This window comes from Glaciihabitans sp. GrIS 2.15, assembly GCF_035984695.1.
Lineage (GTDB): Bacteria > Actinomycetota > Actinomycetes > Actinomycetales > Microbacteriaceae > Lacisediminihabitans.
The window spans coordinates 108312-124535 of record NZ_JAXCHU010000008.1 but is presented as its reverse complement, the minus strand read 5'-3'; the positions used below and the strand labels follow the sequence as shown (position 1 = coordinate 124535).

The window sequence follows — 16224 nt, the reverse complement described above, 5'->3', positions numbered from 1 at the left end:
TCGTACCTTCCGCGATGATCGTCGGCGATATCCGCTCGCCTTCCCCGGCGACATCCCCAAATGAAATTTCGGCCAGTGAGGTAGTGCTGGTCGTATCCGAACTGGTGAAACGGTTCGGCGACACCGTCGCGGTCGACCACATCAGCGTCTCGGTGCCCGCAGGCACCATCTTCGGCATCGTCGGTCCGAACGGAGCCGGCAAGACCACAACGCTGTCCATGGTGACCGGATTGCTCCGGCCGGACGGCGGATCCGTGTCAGTTCACGGTGCCGACGTGTGGACCGATCCGGCGGTGGCCAAACGCAATATGGGGGTGCTTCCGGATCGACTGAGGCTCTTCGACCGGCTCACCGGCAGCCAGCTGCTCTACTACGCCGGAACGTTGAGGGGGCTCGACGCCCGCACGGTGAAGCGGCGTTCTGCCGACCTCGCTGCGGCATTCGGCCTCGAAGACGCGCTCGGGCGTCTCGTCTCCGATTACTCGGCGGGCATGACGAAGAAGATCGCCCTGGCCTGCGCAATGATCCATTCCCCGAGGTTGCTTGTGCTCGACGAGCCATTCGAATCGGTGGACCCGGTATCAGCGGTGAACATTACGTCGATCCTTCAGAAGTATGTCGCGGCGGGGGGAACTGTCGTGCTGTCGAGCCACAGTATGGACCTCGTCGAGCGTATCTGCGACCGGGTAGCGATCGTGGTGAATGGCCGAGTACTCGTGTCGGGCACGATGGCGGACGTACGCGGTGCCGGGTCGCTCGAAGCAAGGTTTCTCGAACTTGCTGGAGGTCGCAAGACAGCGGAGGGCATGGAGTGGTTGCACAGTTTCTCGGACTGAAACTACGGCTGATCCTGAACCTGTTTCGCCGCAGTCCGCTGCAGGTCGTCGGCATCGTCATCGGACTCCTGTACGCCCTGGGTGCCGCCGGCGTGACGGTGGAGGGCCTCGCCGCTCTCCGGCGGGTCGACCCGCTGCTGGCGGGCAGCATCACCGTAACGGTCGGGTCGGTGATCGTGTTCGGATTTTTGGCGGTGCCTCTAGCCTTCGGTGTGGACCACGCTCTCGACCCGCGCTCCTTTGCGCTCTTCGGGTTTCCGACCAACCGACTTGCGTCAGCCCTTGCGCTGGCCGGCCTGGTCGGACTGCCCGCTCTCTTCATCACGGCGATCGCGGTCGCGCAGGTCGTAACCTGGGCGCGTGATCCTCTCTCGGTGCTGTTCGCCAGCATCTCCGCAGTCGTGATCATCGCCACCTGCGTGCTCGGTGCGCGAGTTTCGAGCTCGCTCGCCTCGCTGCTGCTCGCCACCCGCCGCGCGCGGGAAATTACCACGCTGATCGTGCTCATCGCTCTCATGTCACTTGCTCCGGTCGTCGCAGTGCTTGCCTCGGTCGACTGGAATCGGGACGGTCTGGCCGTGCTCAAATCCGTCGCGGATGTCGCGGGCTGGACGCCTCTGGGAGCGGTGTGGTCCGCACCGGCTGAGGTGGCATCCGGCAATGTTGGCGCCGCCGTGCTCAAGCTGCTCATCTCCCTCACGGTCGTGGGGCTGCTCTGGTTATCCTGGCGTGCACTGGTGGGATGGCTGCTTATCTCTTCCCCGCGTCGGGAGGGTGGCACGCACTATCGGGGACTCGGCTGGTTCGGTCGGCTGCCGGACTCGCCGGTCGGCGCCATCGCGGCCCGGAGCGTCACCTATTGGATCCGCGACGCGCGGTATCACACTGCCCTCCTGGCCGTGCCGGTTGCGCCGTTGTTGTTCGTGATCGCGCTTGCGGTCGCCGGTGTTCCCGATTCTGTGCTCGCGCTCGTACCGGTGCCGGTGATGTGCCTGTTCCTCGCCTGGTCGACCCACAACGACGTAGCCTTCGACAGCTCGGCGGTGTGGCTGCACCTGGCATCGAACGCCCCGGGCTGGGCCGACCGATTCGGGCGCCTGGTTCCTGCCCTTCTCATCGGCATCCCGCTCGTGCTTATCGGCTCGCCAATCTCGGTGGCGATCTCGGGGGACAACTCTGTTCTGCCGTCACTGATCGGCGTGAGTTCGAGCCTGCTCTTCGCAGGGCTCGGGGTGTCGAGCGTGGTCTCGGCCCGCTTCCCGTACCCGTCGGTGCGCCCGGGAGACAGTCCCTTCGCCCAGCCACAGGCGAGCGGTACGGGCGCAGGCCTCATCCAGTCGGTCGCCTTCTTCGCCGCGATTGTGCTGTCGCTGCCCGCCCTGTTGTTCGCCGCGCTGGGCCTTCTGAACCCCGGCGTGCACAGTTGGCCCCTCGTGACGCTTGTGGTGGGCGTGGGACTCGGTCTGGTGCTTCTCGCACTCGGGGTGTTGTGGGGCGGACGCATCTTCACCCGTCGGGCTCCTGAGCTCCTGGCGTTTACGCTGCGCCAGTGATCGTGACGTCGCCGCCTGCGGCCGCGTAAAATAGTGGAATGAGCGGCGACACACAGCAAGGCGGCGGCGGCACAGACACGCTGGACCGCGAACTCGAAGAACTTCTGAACCAGGAGCAGATCGAGGAGGGTGACCACGAACGCTTCTCGCACTATGTGCAGAAGGAGAAGATCCTTGCTTCGGCACTCAGCGGCAAGCCGGTAATCGCGCTGTGCGGCAAGGTGTGGACGCCGGGCCGCGATCCGGAGAAGTTTCCCGTCTGCCCGACCTGCAAAGAGATCTACGACGGGCTGAAGAAGTAGTTCGCAAGCACGGTGCTGCGCGAGCTCAGGCTGAGCGAACTGCGCCAGATTGTTGGGTGACGGCGCGAGAGGCGACCACGTGGCGCAGTTCGCGTACTCGGCGAAACGCATCGGTGGACAACTTCGGCGCGAAACCGCTTCGAGCGCGAGGCTCGACGGATGGTCCGTCCGTCAGAACTCCCCTCCTGGCTTGAAGCGGCGCCGTTTTCCTGCGCGACCGGTCTGGCAAACGGGGTCTCCCGGCGACGGCTAAGGGCAGGGGATCTGACCGCGCCCTTCCACGGCATCCGGCAGTCACATCCCGTGCCGGAGGGCATCGCCTGGAAGTGTCGGGCCTACCGGGAACGGATGCGCCTGGATGCCGCGTTCAGCCATGAGACCGCGGCGCTATTACTCGGGCTCCCGCTGCCGCTCTACCTGCACAGTCCCTCCCTCGATGTCTCGATCCCGCAGGGACATCATCCACCGAATGGCGCTGGCGTGGTCGGGCACGAGGTGGCGAACCGACTCTGGGCTCATCGCGATCTCGTACACCGGGATTTCGCCCATGATGCCCTGTTCGTGCTGCCGATCGTCTCGGCCGCCCTTATGTGGTCGCAGCTCGCCAGCGCGCTCGATCTCGATGACCTGGTCGCCCTGGGCGACGCGCTGGTGACCGGCCCCGAAGCTCTCGCGACCGTGGATGAACTGCGGCTTATGGCGGTGTCGTGGGCAGGGAATCGTGGTTCGAAGAAGCTCCGCCAGGCAGCGGAGGAGGTGCGTCGGGGGCCACTCTCTCGGCCGGAAAGCCTGATCCGTCTGCAGGTGCTGCGAGCGGGAATTCCCGAACCTCGGCTCAACCTCACGGTTCGGGACCAGACGGGGGAGCACTTGGCAATGACAGACCTGTGCTGGCCGAAATATCGGACCCTCGTCGAGTACGAGGGCGACTATCACCGCTCATCCAGGGCCAAGTTCCGGTCAGACGTCACCAGAATGGAAATGTTTACCGACGGCGGATGGTCCGGATTGCGCGCTCACGCGGATGATGTGTTCGGCGACCCGAATCCTTTCGTCGCCCGGCTCTGGCGTCGTCTCGAACAGCGAGGCTGGCATCCTGACACAGCGCAGCCGCTCTGGGTTCCGCCGGCGAGGCGCTGACCGCACCTCACCGCACAGCGCCGCGAACTGCGGCATAATGTCGCGAATACGAAATCCAAGCGACAAGTCGGCGCGGTTCGCGAAGCTCGCGGGCGGATCTCAGGCGTATCGCGTCGGAATCACCGGGTCGCCGCGGCTGAGACGGAAAGCCTCCTCGGGCAGCTCCGAGATCGCTGCGGCACGATGCTCTCGAGCGAGAGCCGTTCCGGCGACCCCGCGGAATCGCTCCACCGCGACTCCGTCGACCATCAGCGGCACCAGCAACGGACGGTGGGTGGATGTCGCAGCCTCTGGCTCACCGACGTGAATCACTTCGGCGCTCGCCTTCCCTGCCGCGGTGAACTCCCGCACCGGAAACTTGCGTCCCCCGACCGAGACTTTCTCAGGAGACTGCTTGGCCACAGAGATCCATGCGCCCGCGGCATCCTTGCGCGCGGCGAGCTTGTAGACGAGCCCGGCAGCGGGGGAGCCCGACCCGGTCACTACCGAAGTGCCGACCCCGTAGGAGTCAACCGGCGCAGCGCGCAGGGCAGCGATAGTGAACTCATCAAGATCGTTGGTGACCGTGATCTTGGTGTTAACGGCACCGAGACTGTCAAGCTGGCGGCGCACGGCTGCCACCTGCTCGGGCAGGTCTCCGCTGTCGATGCGCACTGCGCCGAGGCCGGTGCCGGCCACCTTCACCGCGAGGTCGACGGCTGCGACCACGTCGTAGGTGTCGACGAGGAGGGTAGTGCCAGGGCCGAGCGCGTTTACCTGGGCGCGGAAGGCATCCTCTTCGGTGTCGTGGAGGAGGGTAAAGGAGTGGGCGGAGGTGCCCATCGTTGGCACCCCCCAGCTGCGACCGGCTTCGAGGTTGCTGGTGGCTGCGAAGCCGGCGATGAACGCTGCCCGGGCTGCCGCAACGGCGCTTCGCTCGCCAGTGCGTCGTGATCCCATCTCGGCGAGAGGGCGGCCGCTCGCGGCCGACACCATGCGGGACGCGGCCGTCGCGACCGCCGAGTCATAGTTGAGCACGCTGAGTGCGAGGGTCTCGAGGATCACGGCCTCGGCGAAGGTGCCTTCCACGATGAGGAGGGGAGAGCCGGGAAAGTAGACCTCACCCTCCTGGTAACCGGAGATGGTGCCGGTGAAGCGATAACCGGCGAGCCAGTCGAGAGCGCGGTCGTACACGACGGTGTTGTCCCGCAGCCAGTCGAGCTCGAGGTCGGTGAAGCGGAAGTCTTCGATGAGATCGAGCAGGCGCCCCGTGCCGGCGACGATCCCATAGCGCCGACCGCCGGAGAGACGGCGGGCGAAGACCTCGAAGACGCACTCGCGATCATGCGTGCCAGCACGGATAGCCGCGTTGAGCATTGTGAGCTCGTAGCGGTCGGTCAGCAGCGAAGATACGGCATCGGTCACGGTAGCCAGCCTAGCCAGCAGATTGTCCGTGTACGGTAACGCGAATGACACGCATTCGCTGGATCTTCCCCGATCAACTTGGCGACGCCTTTGACGATGGGGGGCCGATGCTCCTGGTCGAGTCCCGATCCGAATTACGCCATGCGCCGATCCACCGGGCCAAGGCCCAGCTGCTGCTCTCGGCCATCCGGCACCGTGCTGCGGAGCTCGGCGACCGGGTTGAATTTCACCAGGTCGAACACTACCGCGAGGTGGTGGTGGGTCGCGATGACCTCGAAGTGGTCGATCCGACCTCATACTTCGCCCGTCGCCTCGCGGAGTCGGTGGGTGCGAAGGTGCTCCCCAGCCGCGGCTTCATCACGGCTGAAGCAGACTTCTCCCGGTGGGCTGATGCTCGAAAGGGCAAGCCGATCATGGAGGATTTCTATCGCTGGGTGCGAAACCGCACCGGAATCCTGATGGATGGCGACGCCCCGTCCGGCGGGCAGTGGAACTTTGACCACGAAAACCGGCAGCCGCCGCCGAAGAAGGCCGCTTCGCTCGGACTGCCCGAACCGTGGTGGCCCGAAGAAGACGACATCGACCGGGAGGTGCGCGCCGATCTCGACCGCTGGCAAGCTTCGGGCGAGATTCACCTGGTCGGCGACGATGGCGCGCGTCGGTTTGCGGCGACGCGCGCAGAGGCACAGAGCGCTCTCGACGATTTCATTGAGACCCGTCTCGGCGATTTTGGCCCGTTCGAGGATGCGACGCTCACGGGCGACTGGACCATGGCGCACTCGCTGCTGAGTGCGCCGCTGAACCTCGGCCTGCTGGATCCGCGCGAGGTGATCGATCGGGTCGAAGCCGAGTATCGCGCCGGCCGGGCTCCGATCGGCAGCGTGGAAGGGATCGTGCGCCAGCTCTGCGGCTGGCGGGACTGGGTCTGGCACCTGTACTGGCGGTTGGGGGAAGACTACGTGAACCGCAACGCCCTCGGTGCGACGATACCGGTCCCTCGCGAGCTACTCGAGCTCGAAGCATCCGCGATCGAAGCCAATTGTCTCAGCCAGACGATCGGTGGAGTGCGCGAGCACGGGTGGGCGCATCACATCCAGAGGCTCATGATCATCGGCAACTGGGCGCTGCAGCGCGGCTATGACCCGAAGCAGCTGAACGAGTGGTTCATCGGAATGTTCGTGGACGGCACCCCGTGGGTGATGCCGGCGAATGTCGTGGGCATGAGCCTGTTTGCCGATGGCGGCATCGTCGCGACGAAGCCCTACGCGGCCGGCGGCGCCTATGTCAACAAGATGACGGACTACTGCGGAGGCTGCAGGTTCAATCCAAAGGTGCGGCTCGGACCGGATGCCTGCCCGGTCACCGCCGGCTACTGGGCGTTTCTCGATCGGGTGGAACCCGTGATCCGTGGAAACTTCCGGATGGCTCAGCCGCTCGCTGGCTTACGCCGGCTGAGCGACCGGGAGCAGGTGGTTGAACAGGAGCGTCATCGCACCGGTCTTTAGCACGCGAGGTATCGGCAACCGCGTCGCACTGGCCCGCGTAAACTCAGTGCCTATGGACGACGCGCCGATCGGGATCTTCGACTCCGGCGTCGGCGGACTCACGGTCGCCCGAGCGGTGATCGACCAACTGCCGCACGAATCGCTCCTTTATGTGGGGGACACCGCGCACTCGCCCTACGGGCCCAAGCCCATCGCTGACGTGCGCCGCTACACCCTCGAAGTGCTGGATGACCTCGTCGCCGAGGGTGTGAAGATGCTGGTGATCGCCTGCAACACGGCCTCGGCGGCCATGCTGCGGGATGCCCGTGAGCGGTACACCCAGGCCCTCGGCATCCCGGTGGTCGAGGTGATCCAACCGGCGGTGCGAGCGGCAGTGCGACAGACCCGCAACGGCCGGGTCGGAGTGATCGGCACGGTCGGCACCATCGGCTCCCGCGCCTACGACGACGCGTTCGCGGCGGCTCCGCACCTCTCGCTCTTCAGCGAGGCGTGCCCGCGTTTCGTGGAATTCGTCGAGGCGGGCGTCACGAGTGGCCCGGAACTGTTCGAGGTCGCAGAGCACTACCTGGCACCGCTCAAGCACGCCGGGGTGGACACCCTCGTGCTCGGCTGTACCCACTATCCCCTCATGTCCGCTGCCATCCAATACGTGATGGGCGAGGATGTCACGCTCGTCTCGAGCGCGGAGGAGACCGCGTTCGATGTGTATCGCACCCTCGTGAAGCACGGAATCGAACGGGGCCCAGCCACTCGGCCCATCCACACCTTCGTCGCGACCGGCGACTCGCCGGACGACTTCACTCGCCTCGTGCGCCGATTTCTCGGGCCGGAGGTATCCACGGTCGAACTCGTGGAAACCGGTGCGCTCTCCCTGCCAACTCTCAACCAGAAAGACGACACCCCATGAGCGCAACAGACCCGAGTACGACTCGCCCCCGCGCAGACGGCCGGTCGCTCGACCAGCTGCGACCGATCACCATCGAACGCGGCTGGAGTGACCAAGCAGAGGGATCCGCTCTCATTTCGTTCGGACGCACGAAGGTTCTCTGCACGGCTTCATTCACCAACGGAGTGCCCCGCTGGATGACCGGGAAAGGTAAGGGCTGGGTCACCGCCGAGTACTCGATGCTTCCCCGTTCCACCAATGACCGTATGGATCGCGAATCGGTGAAGGGGCGAATCGGTGGACGCACTCATGAGATCTCCCGTCTTATCGGCCGATCGCTGCGTGCCGTCGTCGACATGAAGTCGCTCGGAGAAAACACCATCGTCATCGACTGTGACGTGCTGCAGGCCGACGGTGGCACCCGCACGGCGGCAATCACCGGGGCGTATGTCGCACTCGCCGATGCCCTCGAATGGGGCCGAAGGAAGAAGTTCATCGGGCAGAATGCGAAACCGCTCATCGACAGCGTCGCGGCGGTCTCCGTCGGTATCGTCGGCGGCACTCCGATGCTCGACCTCGCCTACACGGAAGACGTGCGCGCCGAGACCGACATGAACGTGGTTGTCACCGGCCGTGGCCTGTTCGTCGAGGTGCAGGGAACGGCCGAGGGCGCGCCATTCGATCGCGTGGAGTTGAATGCTCTTCTCGATCTCGCTCTGGGCGGCGCGGCCGATCTCACCACACTCCAACTCGCGGCGTTGCAGGTGGAGAGCTTGGCCCGATGACCGGTGCGCTCGTCCCCCTGGTACTCGCCACCCACAACGCGCACAAGGTTGAAGAATTGCGGCAGATTCTCGGCGCGCGGCTGGATGGGCTCGACCTTCTGGCCTATGACGGGCCCGAGCCGGTGGAGGACGGCGACAGCTTCGAAGCGAACGCGTTGATCAAGGCGCGGGCGGCATCCGCACACACCGGTTTCGCGGCGATTGCCGACGACTCGGGGATCACGGTGGCGGCGCTGGGCGGCGCCCCTGGCATCCATTCGGCGCGGTACGCGGGCAGCAGGGACGACGCGGACAACGTGCGACTGCTCGTCACCAACCTGCAGGGGGCGGATGATCGCAGCGCCGAGTTCGTGTGCGCTGCGGCCCTCGTGCTGCCCGACGGCCGCGAGACTGTCGTGCTCGGTCGTTGGCCAGGGGCCGTGTTGCTTGAACCGATTGGCGGAGGCGGCTTCGGTTACGATCCCGTGTTCAGAGCCACCGGATACAGCGTCTCGGTGGCGGAACTGCACCCGGATGAAAAGAACTCGGTCAGTCATCGCCGTCGCGCCTTCGAGGCTCTGATTCCGATCGTTCGCGAATTGCTGTTAGGTCAGCCCACGTAGAATTTCGGCGTGAGTACCACCGCCCGCAGCACCCGCCCGGCGGCTCGGGGTCTCTTTCTTCTCGGCCCCGCCTTTGTGGCGGCCATCGCCTACGTGGACCCCGGTAACGTTGCGGCAAACCTCACCGGGGGCGCACGCTACGGCTACCTGTTGGTCTGGGTGCTCGTGGTCGCCAACCTGATGGCCGGGCTGGTGCAATACCAGTCGGCCAAACTCGGCCTGGTGAGTGGCCGCACCCTGCCAGAACTCCTGGGCGATCGGCTCAAGCCCACTGCTCGTCGACTGTTCTGGGTGCAGGCGGAACTCGTTGCCGCGGCCACCGACCTCGCCGAGGTCATCGGCGGTGCCATCGCTCTCAACCTACTCTTCGGGCTTCCCCTTTTCGTCGGTGGTCTCATCGTCGGCGCCGTCTCGACGGGACTGCTCGCCCTGCAGTCGCGGTACGGCCAGCGGCCCTTCGAAACGGTGATCATCGGCCTGCTTGCGATCATCGCGATCGGATTCCTCGCTGGGCTATTCATTACCCCACCCGACGGCTTCGCGGTGCTCGACGGTCTCATTCCGCGATTCGACGGTACGGGATCCGTGCTCCTTTCGGCGAGCATGCTCGGCGCGACAGTCATGCCGCACGCCATCTATGTGCACTCCGCGCTCGCCCGCGATCGTCACGGTCATTCAGCCACTCCGGAGGCGCGGCGCCTCATCCTGCGCACGACGCGCTTGGACGTGATCGTCGCACTCGGTATCGCCGGGATCGTCAACATCGGCATGCTCCTGCTCGCCGCCGTCAACCTTCGGAACATCGACGGCACAGACACGATCTCGGGCGCACATGCGGCAATCGGAGCCTCCCTCGGACCGGGGATTGCGCTTGTTTTCTCCATCGGGCTGCTCGCCTCCGGTCTAGCGTCGACGTCGGTCGGAACCTATGCGGGCGCGACGATCATGGCCGGACTGCTCAAGCGCCGCATCCCGGTCTTCCTGCGTCGCCTGATCACGCTGGTGCCCGCCGTCGCGCTGCTCGCCGCGGGAATCGACCCGACCGCGGCTCTCGTCGTGAGCCAGGTGTTCCTGAGCTTCGGTATCCCATTTGCACTCGTGCCTCTGCTGAGGCTCACGAACGACCCGAACGTGATGGCGGAGCAGGTCAACCGTCGGCCGATGCGTTTGGCCCTTTCGCTCATCGTCGTGCTCGTCGTCGCGCTCAACTTCGCACTCATCGGACTGACCGTCTGGGGCTGAGCGACTCCTCGCGCGGTCGAGAGAGCGCGAACGGTACCCTTGGAATCCTTATGGCTTCCGAATCCGAGTTCACCGTCCAGATTGACGATTCCCCCGGGGATCGCATCACCGCCGCTGTTGCCCGATTCGGTGAGCAGGCGGTCATCGATCGTTGCGCCTCGCTGCTCATGGGGGGCAACGAGGGTGAGGAGTTTCTTCTGGTCGTCGGTGGCCGTCATGCCCAGGGCGTGCTCGATGGTGCGCCACCGCTCTACTGGCCGGAGGTCTGGGGAGCTCGGGCACTCACCTTCGTGTGGGCCGCCACCGCGGCATCCGCAGTACATCGTGGACTCGGCGACCAGGCGTGGCGGGTGCGGGAAATGTGCGCGCGCGTGGTCTTTCTACGCCGTCTCGACGAGCGGGAGGCGCTCGCTGCGCTGTTGACGGATGAGGTCGCCCGAGTACGGGGTGCTGCCGCGCGCGCCCTGGGCGAGGTCGGGGATGCGAGTCACGTCGAAGCGCTCACGCGCCTGCTCAAGGATGACGAGAAAGAAGTGCGCCGATCCGCCCACGACGCCTTGGTGCGCCTCGAGAAGCGCACCGCCGCACCGTAACGCGAGCTCGTCGCGGAATCTGGCGCTCTAGTCACGAGGCGAGCTGTGTGCCCTCAGGCGTCAGTCCTTTTTCTGGTCAAAATACTTGCGATCGATCGTGACCTCGGCATCGGTCGGCATCACGGCTGGCTGGCCGTTGGCCTCTCGAGCGGCCTTTCGCGCCTTGAGCGATGCCTGGACGACATGGAAGACCGTGGGGATGAGAGTGAGGAGAACCACGGCGAGGAGCACAACATCCACGTATTTGATCACGAAGTCGGCGACGGGCTTGATGTTGCCGAGCAGGAAGCCGAGCGTCGTCACACCGGTACCCCAGGCGAACGCGCCGATCGCGTTGTAGAGCGAATACTTGCGGTAGTTCATCTTGCCGACGCCTGCCGCGATCGGCGCGAAGGTGCGTACGATCGGCACAAAGCGGGCGAGGATCACGGCGGAGCCTCCGAAGCGTTCGAAGAACGCATTGGTGCGCTTTACATTCGCGATGCTGAACAAGCCCGTCTCTTTCCGCTCGAAGATGCGGGGTCCGGCCTTCTTGCCGATGTAATAGCCAACCTCGCCACCCAGGAACGCCGCCAGCCCGATGGCGAGTGCGACCCACCAGACGGAGATCTGGATTGTGCCCGTGAAGGTGAGAAGCCCGGTGATGAGCAGGAGGGTGTCACCCGGAAAAATGAACCCGATGAGCAGGCCGGTCTCGGCGAAGATGATCGCGCAGACTAGGAGAAGAGCCCACGGTCCGGCTTGATGGATCAGCAGGGTCGGGTCGAGCCACGGGACGAGTGCATTGTGCAGCAAGGCGAGTACTCCAGTCATCTGTTGGTGTCAGGGTAGCCGATGGGTGCCCGACCGGGCTGGGTAAAAAAATTGGAACTGTGTGCGGAAGAAGGGACTTGAACCCTCACGCCTTGCGGCACAGGTACCTAAAACCTGCGTGTATACCAATTTCACCACTCCCGCGAGTGCGGCCCCAGTGTACCGGGCGCCCCGCGACAGGGCCTGATCGCCGCCTGTTCCGGAAGTCCGAAAAAAAATCAGGGGCCGGATGTCCGGACGACCCGCGGGCACAGTCGTACCTCATCTGCGATGGGTTGGCGGTGGTATTCAGCCGCGGACACCCTGGCGAGCCCAGCGCGACGGAGGAATCGAAGAAAACCCTGACTCCATTTCCTTGGTGGTTTATCCGCGCCTGTGGTCTTGCCGGGTTGAGGCCCAGGAGGTGGTCTCGACCGAGAATGTGGTGCACGCTCGCGACGCGACACCTGACTGCGGGGACTGCGGGAAGCGGACCCCGTAGCGGCAAAACGGTCCGGTCGTTGGCGTTCGCTCGACAGCAGAATCTCGGCGGAATGTCATCCCAACATCAGTTTTTCACCATTCCCGGGGGCTCGGTGATGATGAACTGACGCTGACCAGTGAGTCAGAATCGATCCGGTCAGAGTCGATCATGCTCGGCTGCTTCGCTCGGGATGAGGGGGATCGCCGCTGCCGGCAGCAGCGCGACCGCGGCGAAGGCGAGGGGATAACCGATCAGGCCGATCAGCGCGCCGACCGCGGGACCAGCGACCGAGGCGGCGAGAAACTGGCCCGTGTTCTGGGCGCCGAGTGCGCGACCGGCCCAAAACGATCCGGCCATTTCAGCGACGGAGGTGAAGGCAAGCCCGTTGTCGGCAACGGTGACCGTCATCGCGATTATCAGCACGATTGCCGCGGCACCCCAGCGAGGTTCACCGAGAGCGGCGAGCAACAGCATCACTACGGATGCCGAGATCGCGACCCAGCGCAGCGGACGAACGCGACTGCCGACCCGATCGCTCAGCACGCCGACCCCGATGCGCCCGATCGCTCCCACGAACTGGGCGCCGCCAACCAACAACCCGGCGGCCAGCGCCGACCAGCGGAGCTCGGTGACGAGCCAGACCAACCCGAAGATCGACAGGGTGAACTGGGGGAACACGAGCAGCAGTGACACGGCATGAATTCGCCAGAGGAACCCGCTCGACCGGTAGGGGTTGGCGGTCGGCAACCCCGGAACCCTCTCGGCGCGCGGGGGGTCACGGATGCCGATCGCGCAGGTCGCGGCGAGCACGGCGGTGAGTACGAGCGGCACGATCAGCGCGACCCCGATTCCCCCGGCGGAGGCCAGCGTCGGCACCGTCACCGCGGCGATGGTCACCCCGAGCGGCTGGCAGGTCTGGCGGATACCCATCGCGAGTCCCCGCCGATCCTTGGGAAACCAGCCGACCACAACGCGACCGCTTGCGGCGTTCGAACTGGCGGCGGCCATTCCACCGAGCAGGAAGAAGATGCCGAGGGTCAGATATCCCGTCGAGAGGATCGCGCCGACCGAGGCGAAGGCGACGAGCGCGAGACCTCCCGCGATCACCCAGCGTTCTCCGATGCGGTCTGCGAGGGCACCCCACGCGATGAGCGTGAGCACCATGCCGATCGTGGGAGTGGCAGCGAGCAAGCCGGCCTGCGCGAGGCTGAGACCTCGCTCGGTGTGCAGAAGAGGGATAAGGAAGGCCGGCACGCTGACGAACACCGTTCCGGCGGTCTGGGCGCCGACGCCGAGGGTGAGCACCGTCCACGCTCGGCGCGAATCGGGGAAGGGCATGCTCATCGACAGTGTCTTTCTGGTCCTGTTCGAGTCTAGGGACAATCCGCAACCGCACCGTCGCCCGCCGTTTACCCGGCGGCCAACTGGAGTCCGTTTCGCCTATCTAGGCTCGCAAGAACGTGAGATTCGAAGAGCGGAGAAGCAGATGAGCATCGTCGCAGTCATTCCCGCGAGGGGCGGCTCCAAGGGTATCCCGGGGAAGAACCTGCGCCCGGTTGCGGGCATCCCGCTGGTGGTGCGCTCGATCGCGGCTGCCCGCTCGTGCGGCCTGATCGACCGGGTCGTGGTCAGCACGGACGACCCCGCCATCGAGGAAGCCGCTCTCGCGGCAGAGGCGGAGGTCGTGGATCGTCCGGCACATCTCTCCGGTGACCGGGCGACATCCGAGTCCGCGGTGCTCCACGCGCTCGAGCACATCGATCCTCCCGCGGAGATCGTGGTCTTGCTGCAGCCGACCTCTCCGTTCATTGATTCGGCGGCCCTCTGCGAAGCTATTGAGCGGGTTCGAAGCGGTAGGGAAGACGTGGTTTTCTCCGCCATAGAGACCTTCGCTTTCCTCTGGCAGCTCGACGACCTGGGGCGGGCGACGGGGATCAACCATGACCCCTCCGTGCGTTCCCGACGGCAGGATCGTGAGCCGCAGTTCCAAGAGACCGGCGGCTTCTACGTGATGCGCGCCAGGGGATTCAGCCGGGCCCGCTTCCGTTTCTTCGGCAGGGTCGGTGTCGCCATCGTCGATGAGCGCACCGGCATCGAGATCGATACTCTCGACCAGCTCAGGCTGGCGAATACGATCGCGCCCCTCGTCGATCCGACTTCCTCACTGCGTCCGTCGGCCTCCTCACAATTGGAGCACTCATGACTGTCCAGATCGGCACCTCAGAGCTCGGCGACGGTGCACCGGTCTACGTGATCGCGGAAATCGGCCTCAACCACAACGGCAGCGTCGACACGGCGATCCAGCTCATCGATGTCGCCGCGGATGCGGGCGCCCAGGCGGTCAAGTTCCAGAAGCGCAGCCCGGTGATCTCCGTGATCCTGCACGCAACCTCCCGCTATCCGCTGCCCGCGGAAGAAGCGAACCTGCGCACCATCACCACCCTTCAAAATCGTTACCCCGGTGTGCCGATCGGCTACTCCGGTCACGAGTGTGGGCCGCAAATCTCCATTGCCGAAGTTGCCCTCGGCGCCGCCGTTGTCGAGCGCCAGATCACCCTCGATCGCACCCTGTGTGGGGATCGGACCATGCTTCGTCGCTTGAGCCTCGGGGTTTCGAACACCTGGTGCGCGATATCCGGATCATCGGCGAAGCGCTGGGCGACGGCGTGAAGCGGGTCTTCCCGGGCGAGCTCACCGCCCTGGCGAAGCTCAGGCGTGTTCCCGTATGACCATCACCCGCGCTGTGGCGGACGATGCGGCCGCATCCGGTGCCTCCCCGCGGGAATCCGAATCGGCACTGTCCGACAGGGTCACTGTGCTGGCGATCGCGGACTCTGACTCCTACGTCAAGTGGGGAGCGGCCCTGCTTGGGCAGGCTCCTGGCCACTGGCGGGGGTCGTTGATCGTGCTCGCAAGCCCGGTGCTGCCGAGCGCAGACCAACTCGCTGCTGCTTTGAGCGGAACGGAAGAGACCATCGGCTCGCCGCCGATCCTCGATCTCTCCGCCCTCGCGGTGGCAATCGCCACCCTCAAGCCGGATGTCGTGCTCCTGTCGGTGCGCGGAGCTCTGGTGCCGGTGGTGGTGCGCGCCATTGTCGGAGCCTCGGTCGTGCGGCCGGTGATCGTCAGCGGGCTACCGGGGATCTCGATCCCGGCGACGAAGCTGGCCGTCTCCCATCGCGCGCAGGTCGACTATTTCGTGCTGCACTCGAGGCGGGAGATCCGCGAATTCGAGGAGCTTGCGTCGCACATGGGGATCGAGATGCTCTTCGGGCTCGCCACCCTGCCGTTCCTTCCGCGGAAGCCGCTTCCGCAGAAGACCCGGGGTCGCAATCAGAACGGCGAGGTCATCTTCGCGACGCAGGCGACGGTTCCGGCACGGAAGGTCGACCGTCTCGCGCTGCTCAGCTGGCTCGCTGAGTCGGCACGTCGGCATCCATACCTGCGGGTCGTCGTGAAGGTGCGAGCCGCCCGCGGTGAACAGCAGACGCACGGCGAGCGCTTTGACTACGCCGATTTGATCGGGGAGCTCGACCCACCCGCTCCCCACAATCTCGTCGTGGCTGGGGGCGCTATGTCCGACCACCTCGCCGGAGCCGTCGGGCTCGTCACGGTCAGTTCGACCGCCGCGATCGAGGCCATCGCACTGTCCATTCCGGTGATCATCGTCAAGGACTCCGGGGTCAGTGCTGAGCTCATCAACGTCGTGTTCGACGGCAGCGGACTCTTCGGCGACTGTGGCGACGTGGTCGAGGGGCGATTCCGCCACCCGAACGCCACCTGGCTCGACGACAACTACTTCCATGCCGCCGAGCAGAACGATTGGGTCGAGGGAGTCAACGAGCTCCTCATCAGGCGCGCAACCGGCGACTTCCCGCTCAAGGAATTGGAAAAGGGCGTGCTCGGCGGAGTCCTGCGGCGGGCCTGGGATCGCAAGCGCGCGCTCGGTCGATTCGACCGCTCGTGGAGCGGCATGATCGCCCTCGTGGTGGGCACGCCGCTGCGCTGCGCGATGACCGTGCTACGCGCGGTTCGCCGTCGCCGTACCCGTTAGCGGTTCTCCCCTCTACGCCATGCCTCGCGTCGCTTCCATCGTCCAG

Annotated in this window: 15 protein-coding genes, 1 tRNA gene and 1 pseudogene; 13 read left to right on the top strand and 4 right to left on the bottom strand. The window is 65.5% G+C overall.

What is annotated here, in order from left to right; translation table 11 throughout:
• Positions 1–14: 14 nt before the first annotated feature.
• The 4 genes from RCH11_RS12700 (at position 15) to RCH11_RS12685 (ending at position 3831) form a co-directional block, all read left to right on the top strand.
• Positions 15–836, top strand: a complete 822-nt coding sequence (locus RCH11_RS12700) for an ABC transporter ATP-binding protein (RefSeq protein ID WP_327057382.1) — start codon at positions 15–17, stop codon at positions 834–836.
• A complete protein-coding gene (locus RCH11_RS12695) occupies positions 812–2389 on the top strand; it encodes an ABC transporter permease (RefSeq protein WP_327057381.1) in 1578 nt (525 codons plus the stop codon). Before RCH11_RS12700 ends, RCH11_RS12695 begins: the two co-directional genes overlap by 25 nt.
• A gap of 38 nt (positions 2390–2427) precedes the next feature.
• Entirely contained in the window at positions 2428–2691 is a 264-nt protein-coding gene (locus RCH11_RS12690; RefSeq protein WP_185202991.1) for a DUF3039 domain-containing protein, read from the top strand.
• 159 nt (positions 2692–2850) lie between these two features.
• Positions 2851–3831 carry a hypothetical protein gene (locus RCH11_RS12685; protein ID WP_327057380.1) on the top strand — a complete coding sequence of 327 codons (981 nt, stop codon included), beginning with the start codon at positions 2851–2853 and terminating at the stop codon, positions 3829–3831.
• Positions 3832–3930: 99 nt separating this feature from the next.
• Here RCH11_RS12685 and RCH11_RS12680 read toward each other — a convergent pair whose 3' ends face one another.
• Positions 3931–5235 carry a nicotinate phosphoribosyltransferase gene (locus RCH11_RS12680; RefSeq protein ID WP_327057379.1) on the bottom strand — a complete coding sequence of 435 codons (1305 nt, stop codon included), beginning with the start codon at positions 5233–5235 and terminating at the stop codon, positions 3931–3933.
• A gap of 44 nt (positions 5236–5279) precedes the next feature.
• Here RCH11_RS12680 and RCH11_RS12675 point away from each other — a divergent pair, with 44 nt between their 5' ends.
• The 6 genes from RCH11_RS12675 to RCH11_RS12650 are packed head-to-tail and all read left to right on the top strand — an operon-like array spanning position 5280 to position 10848.
• Positions 5280–6740: a cryptochrome/photolyase family protein gene (locus RCH11_RS12675; RefSeq protein ID WP_327057378.1), complete on the top strand. Its 1461-nt coding sequence runs from the start codon at positions 5280–5282 to the stop codon at positions 6738–6740.
• A 52-nt stretch (positions 6741–6792) separates the two neighbouring features.
• Entirely contained in the window at positions 6793–7647 is an 855-nt protein-coding gene (gene murI / locus RCH11_RS12670; protein ID WP_327057377.1) for a glutamate racemase, read from the top strand.
• Entirely contained in the window at positions 7644–8411 is a 768-nt protein-coding gene (gene rph / locus RCH11_RS12665) for a ribonuclease PH (protein ID WP_327057376.1), read from the top strand. Before murI ends, rph begins: the two co-directional genes overlap by 4 nt.
• Positions 8408–9013 (top strand): RdgB/HAM1 family non-canonical purine NTP pyrophosphatase, encoded by a 606-nt coding sequence (rdgB, locus tag RCH11_RS12660; RefSeq protein WP_327057375.1) that lies wholly within the window; start codon positions 8408–8410, stop codon positions 9011–9013. The genes rph and rdgB overlap by 4 nt, the downstream gene beginning before the upstream one ends.
• 9 nt (positions 9014–9022) lie before the next feature.
• Entirely contained in the window at positions 9023–10255 is a 1233-nt protein-coding gene (locus RCH11_RS12655) for an Nramp family divalent metal transporter (RefSeq protein WP_327057374.1), read from the top strand.
• Positions 10256–10305: 50 nt separating this feature from the next.
• Positions 10306–10848, top strand: a complete 543-nt coding sequence (locus tag RCH11_RS12650) for a HEAT repeat domain-containing protein (protein WP_327057373.1) — start codon at positions 10306–10308, stop codon at positions 10846–10848.
• Positions 10849–10908: 60 nt separating this feature from the next.
• On the opposite strand, the gene RCH11_RS12645 is transcribed toward RCH11_RS12650, so the two are convergent.
• The 3 genes from RCH11_RS12645 to RCH11_RS12635 all read right to left on the bottom strand — a co-directional run bounded on the left by RCH11_RS12645 (position 10909) and on the right by RCH11_RS12635 (position 13468).
• Positions 10909–11661: a DedA family protein gene (locus tag RCH11_RS12645; protein WP_327057372.1), complete on the bottom strand. Its 753-nt coding sequence runs from the start codon at positions 11659–11661 to the stop codon at positions 10909–10911.
• 62 nt (positions 11662–11723) lie between these two features.
• Positions 11724–11805, bottom strand: a tRNA-Leu gene (locus RCH11_RS12640).
• Between the two features lie 475 nt (positions 11806–12280).
• A complete protein-coding gene (locus tag RCH11_RS12635) occupies positions 12281–13468 on the bottom strand; it encodes an MFS transporter (RefSeq protein ID WP_327057371.1) in 1188 nt (395 codons plus the stop codon).
• Between the two features lie 142 nt (positions 13469–13610).
• On the opposite strand from RCH11_RS12635, the gene RCH11_RS12630 reads away from it, so the two are divergent.
• From RCH11_RS12630 to RCH11_RS12620, 3 genes and pseudogenes are all read left to right on the top strand, one after another.
• Positions 13611–14327, top strand: a complete 717-nt coding sequence (locus RCH11_RS12630; protein ID WP_327057370.1) for an acylneuraminate cytidylyltransferase family protein — start codon at positions 13611–13613, stop codon at positions 14325–14327.
• Positions 14324–14853: pseudogene (locus tag RCH11_RS12625) on the top strand (N-acetylneuraminate synthase family protein). Before RCH11_RS12630 ends, RCH11_RS12625 begins: the two are co-directional and overlap by 4 nt.
• The gene (locus RCH11_RS12620) at positions 14850–16178 is read left to right on the top strand and encodes a DUF6716 putative glycosyltransferase (protein WP_327057369.1); all 1329 of its coding nucleotides are present in this window, start codon (positions 14850–14852) and stop codon (positions 16176–16178) included. Before RCH11_RS12625 ends, RCH11_RS12620 begins: the two are co-directional and overlap by 4 nt.
• Positions 16179–16224: the final 46 nt, after the last annotated feature.

Bases quoted from the DNA above. Each gene is read 5' to 3' on its own strand.
- RCH11_RS12685 (WP_327057380.1), top strand. From the start codon at position 2,851: ATGGTCCGTCCGTCAGAACTCCCCTCCTGGCTTGAAGCGGCGCCGTTT.
- RCH11_RS12630 (WP_327057370.1), top strand. From the start codon at position 13,611: ATGAGCATCGTCGCAGTCATTCCCGCGAGGGGCGGCTCCAAGGGTATC.
- RCH11_RS12645 (WP_327057372.1), bottom strand. From the start codon at position 11,661: ATGACTGGAGTACTCGCCTTGCTGCACAATGCACTCGTCCCGTGGCTC.
- RCH11_RS12675 (WP_327057378.1), top strand. From the start codon at position 5,280: ATGACACGCATTCGCTGGATCTTCCCCGATCAACTTGGCGACGCCTTT.
- rdgB (WP_327057375.1), top strand. From the start codon at position 8,408: ATGACCGGTGCGCTCGTCCCCCTGGTACTCGCCACCCACAACGCGCAC.
- RCH11_RS12635 (WP_327057371.1), bottom strand. From the start codon at position 13,468: ATGAGCATGCCCTTCCCCGATTCGCGCCGAGCGTGGACGGTGCTCACC.
- rph (WP_327057376.1), top strand. From the start codon at position 7,644: ATGAGCGCAACAGACCCGAGTACGACTCGCCCCCGCGCAGACGGCCGG.
- RCH11_RS12690 (WP_185202991.1), top strand. From the start codon at position 2,428: ATGAGCGGCGACACACAGCAAGGCGGCGGCGGCACAGACACGCTGGAC.
- RCH11_RS12650 (WP_327057373.1), top strand. From the start codon at position 10,306: ATGGCTTCCGAATCCGAGTTCACCGTCCAGATTGACGATTCCCCCGGG.
- RCH11_RS12700 (WP_327057382.1), top strand. From the start codon at position 15: ATGATCGTCGGCGATATCCGCTCGCCTTCCCCGGCGACATCCCCAAAT.
- RCH11_RS12620 (WP_327057369.1), top strand. From the start codon at position 14,850: ATGACCATCACCCGCGCTGTGGCGGACGATGCGGCCGCATCCGGTGCC.
- murI (WP_327057377.1), top strand. From the start codon at position 6,793: ATGGACGACGCGCCGATCGGGATCTTCGACTCCGGCGTCGGCGGACTC.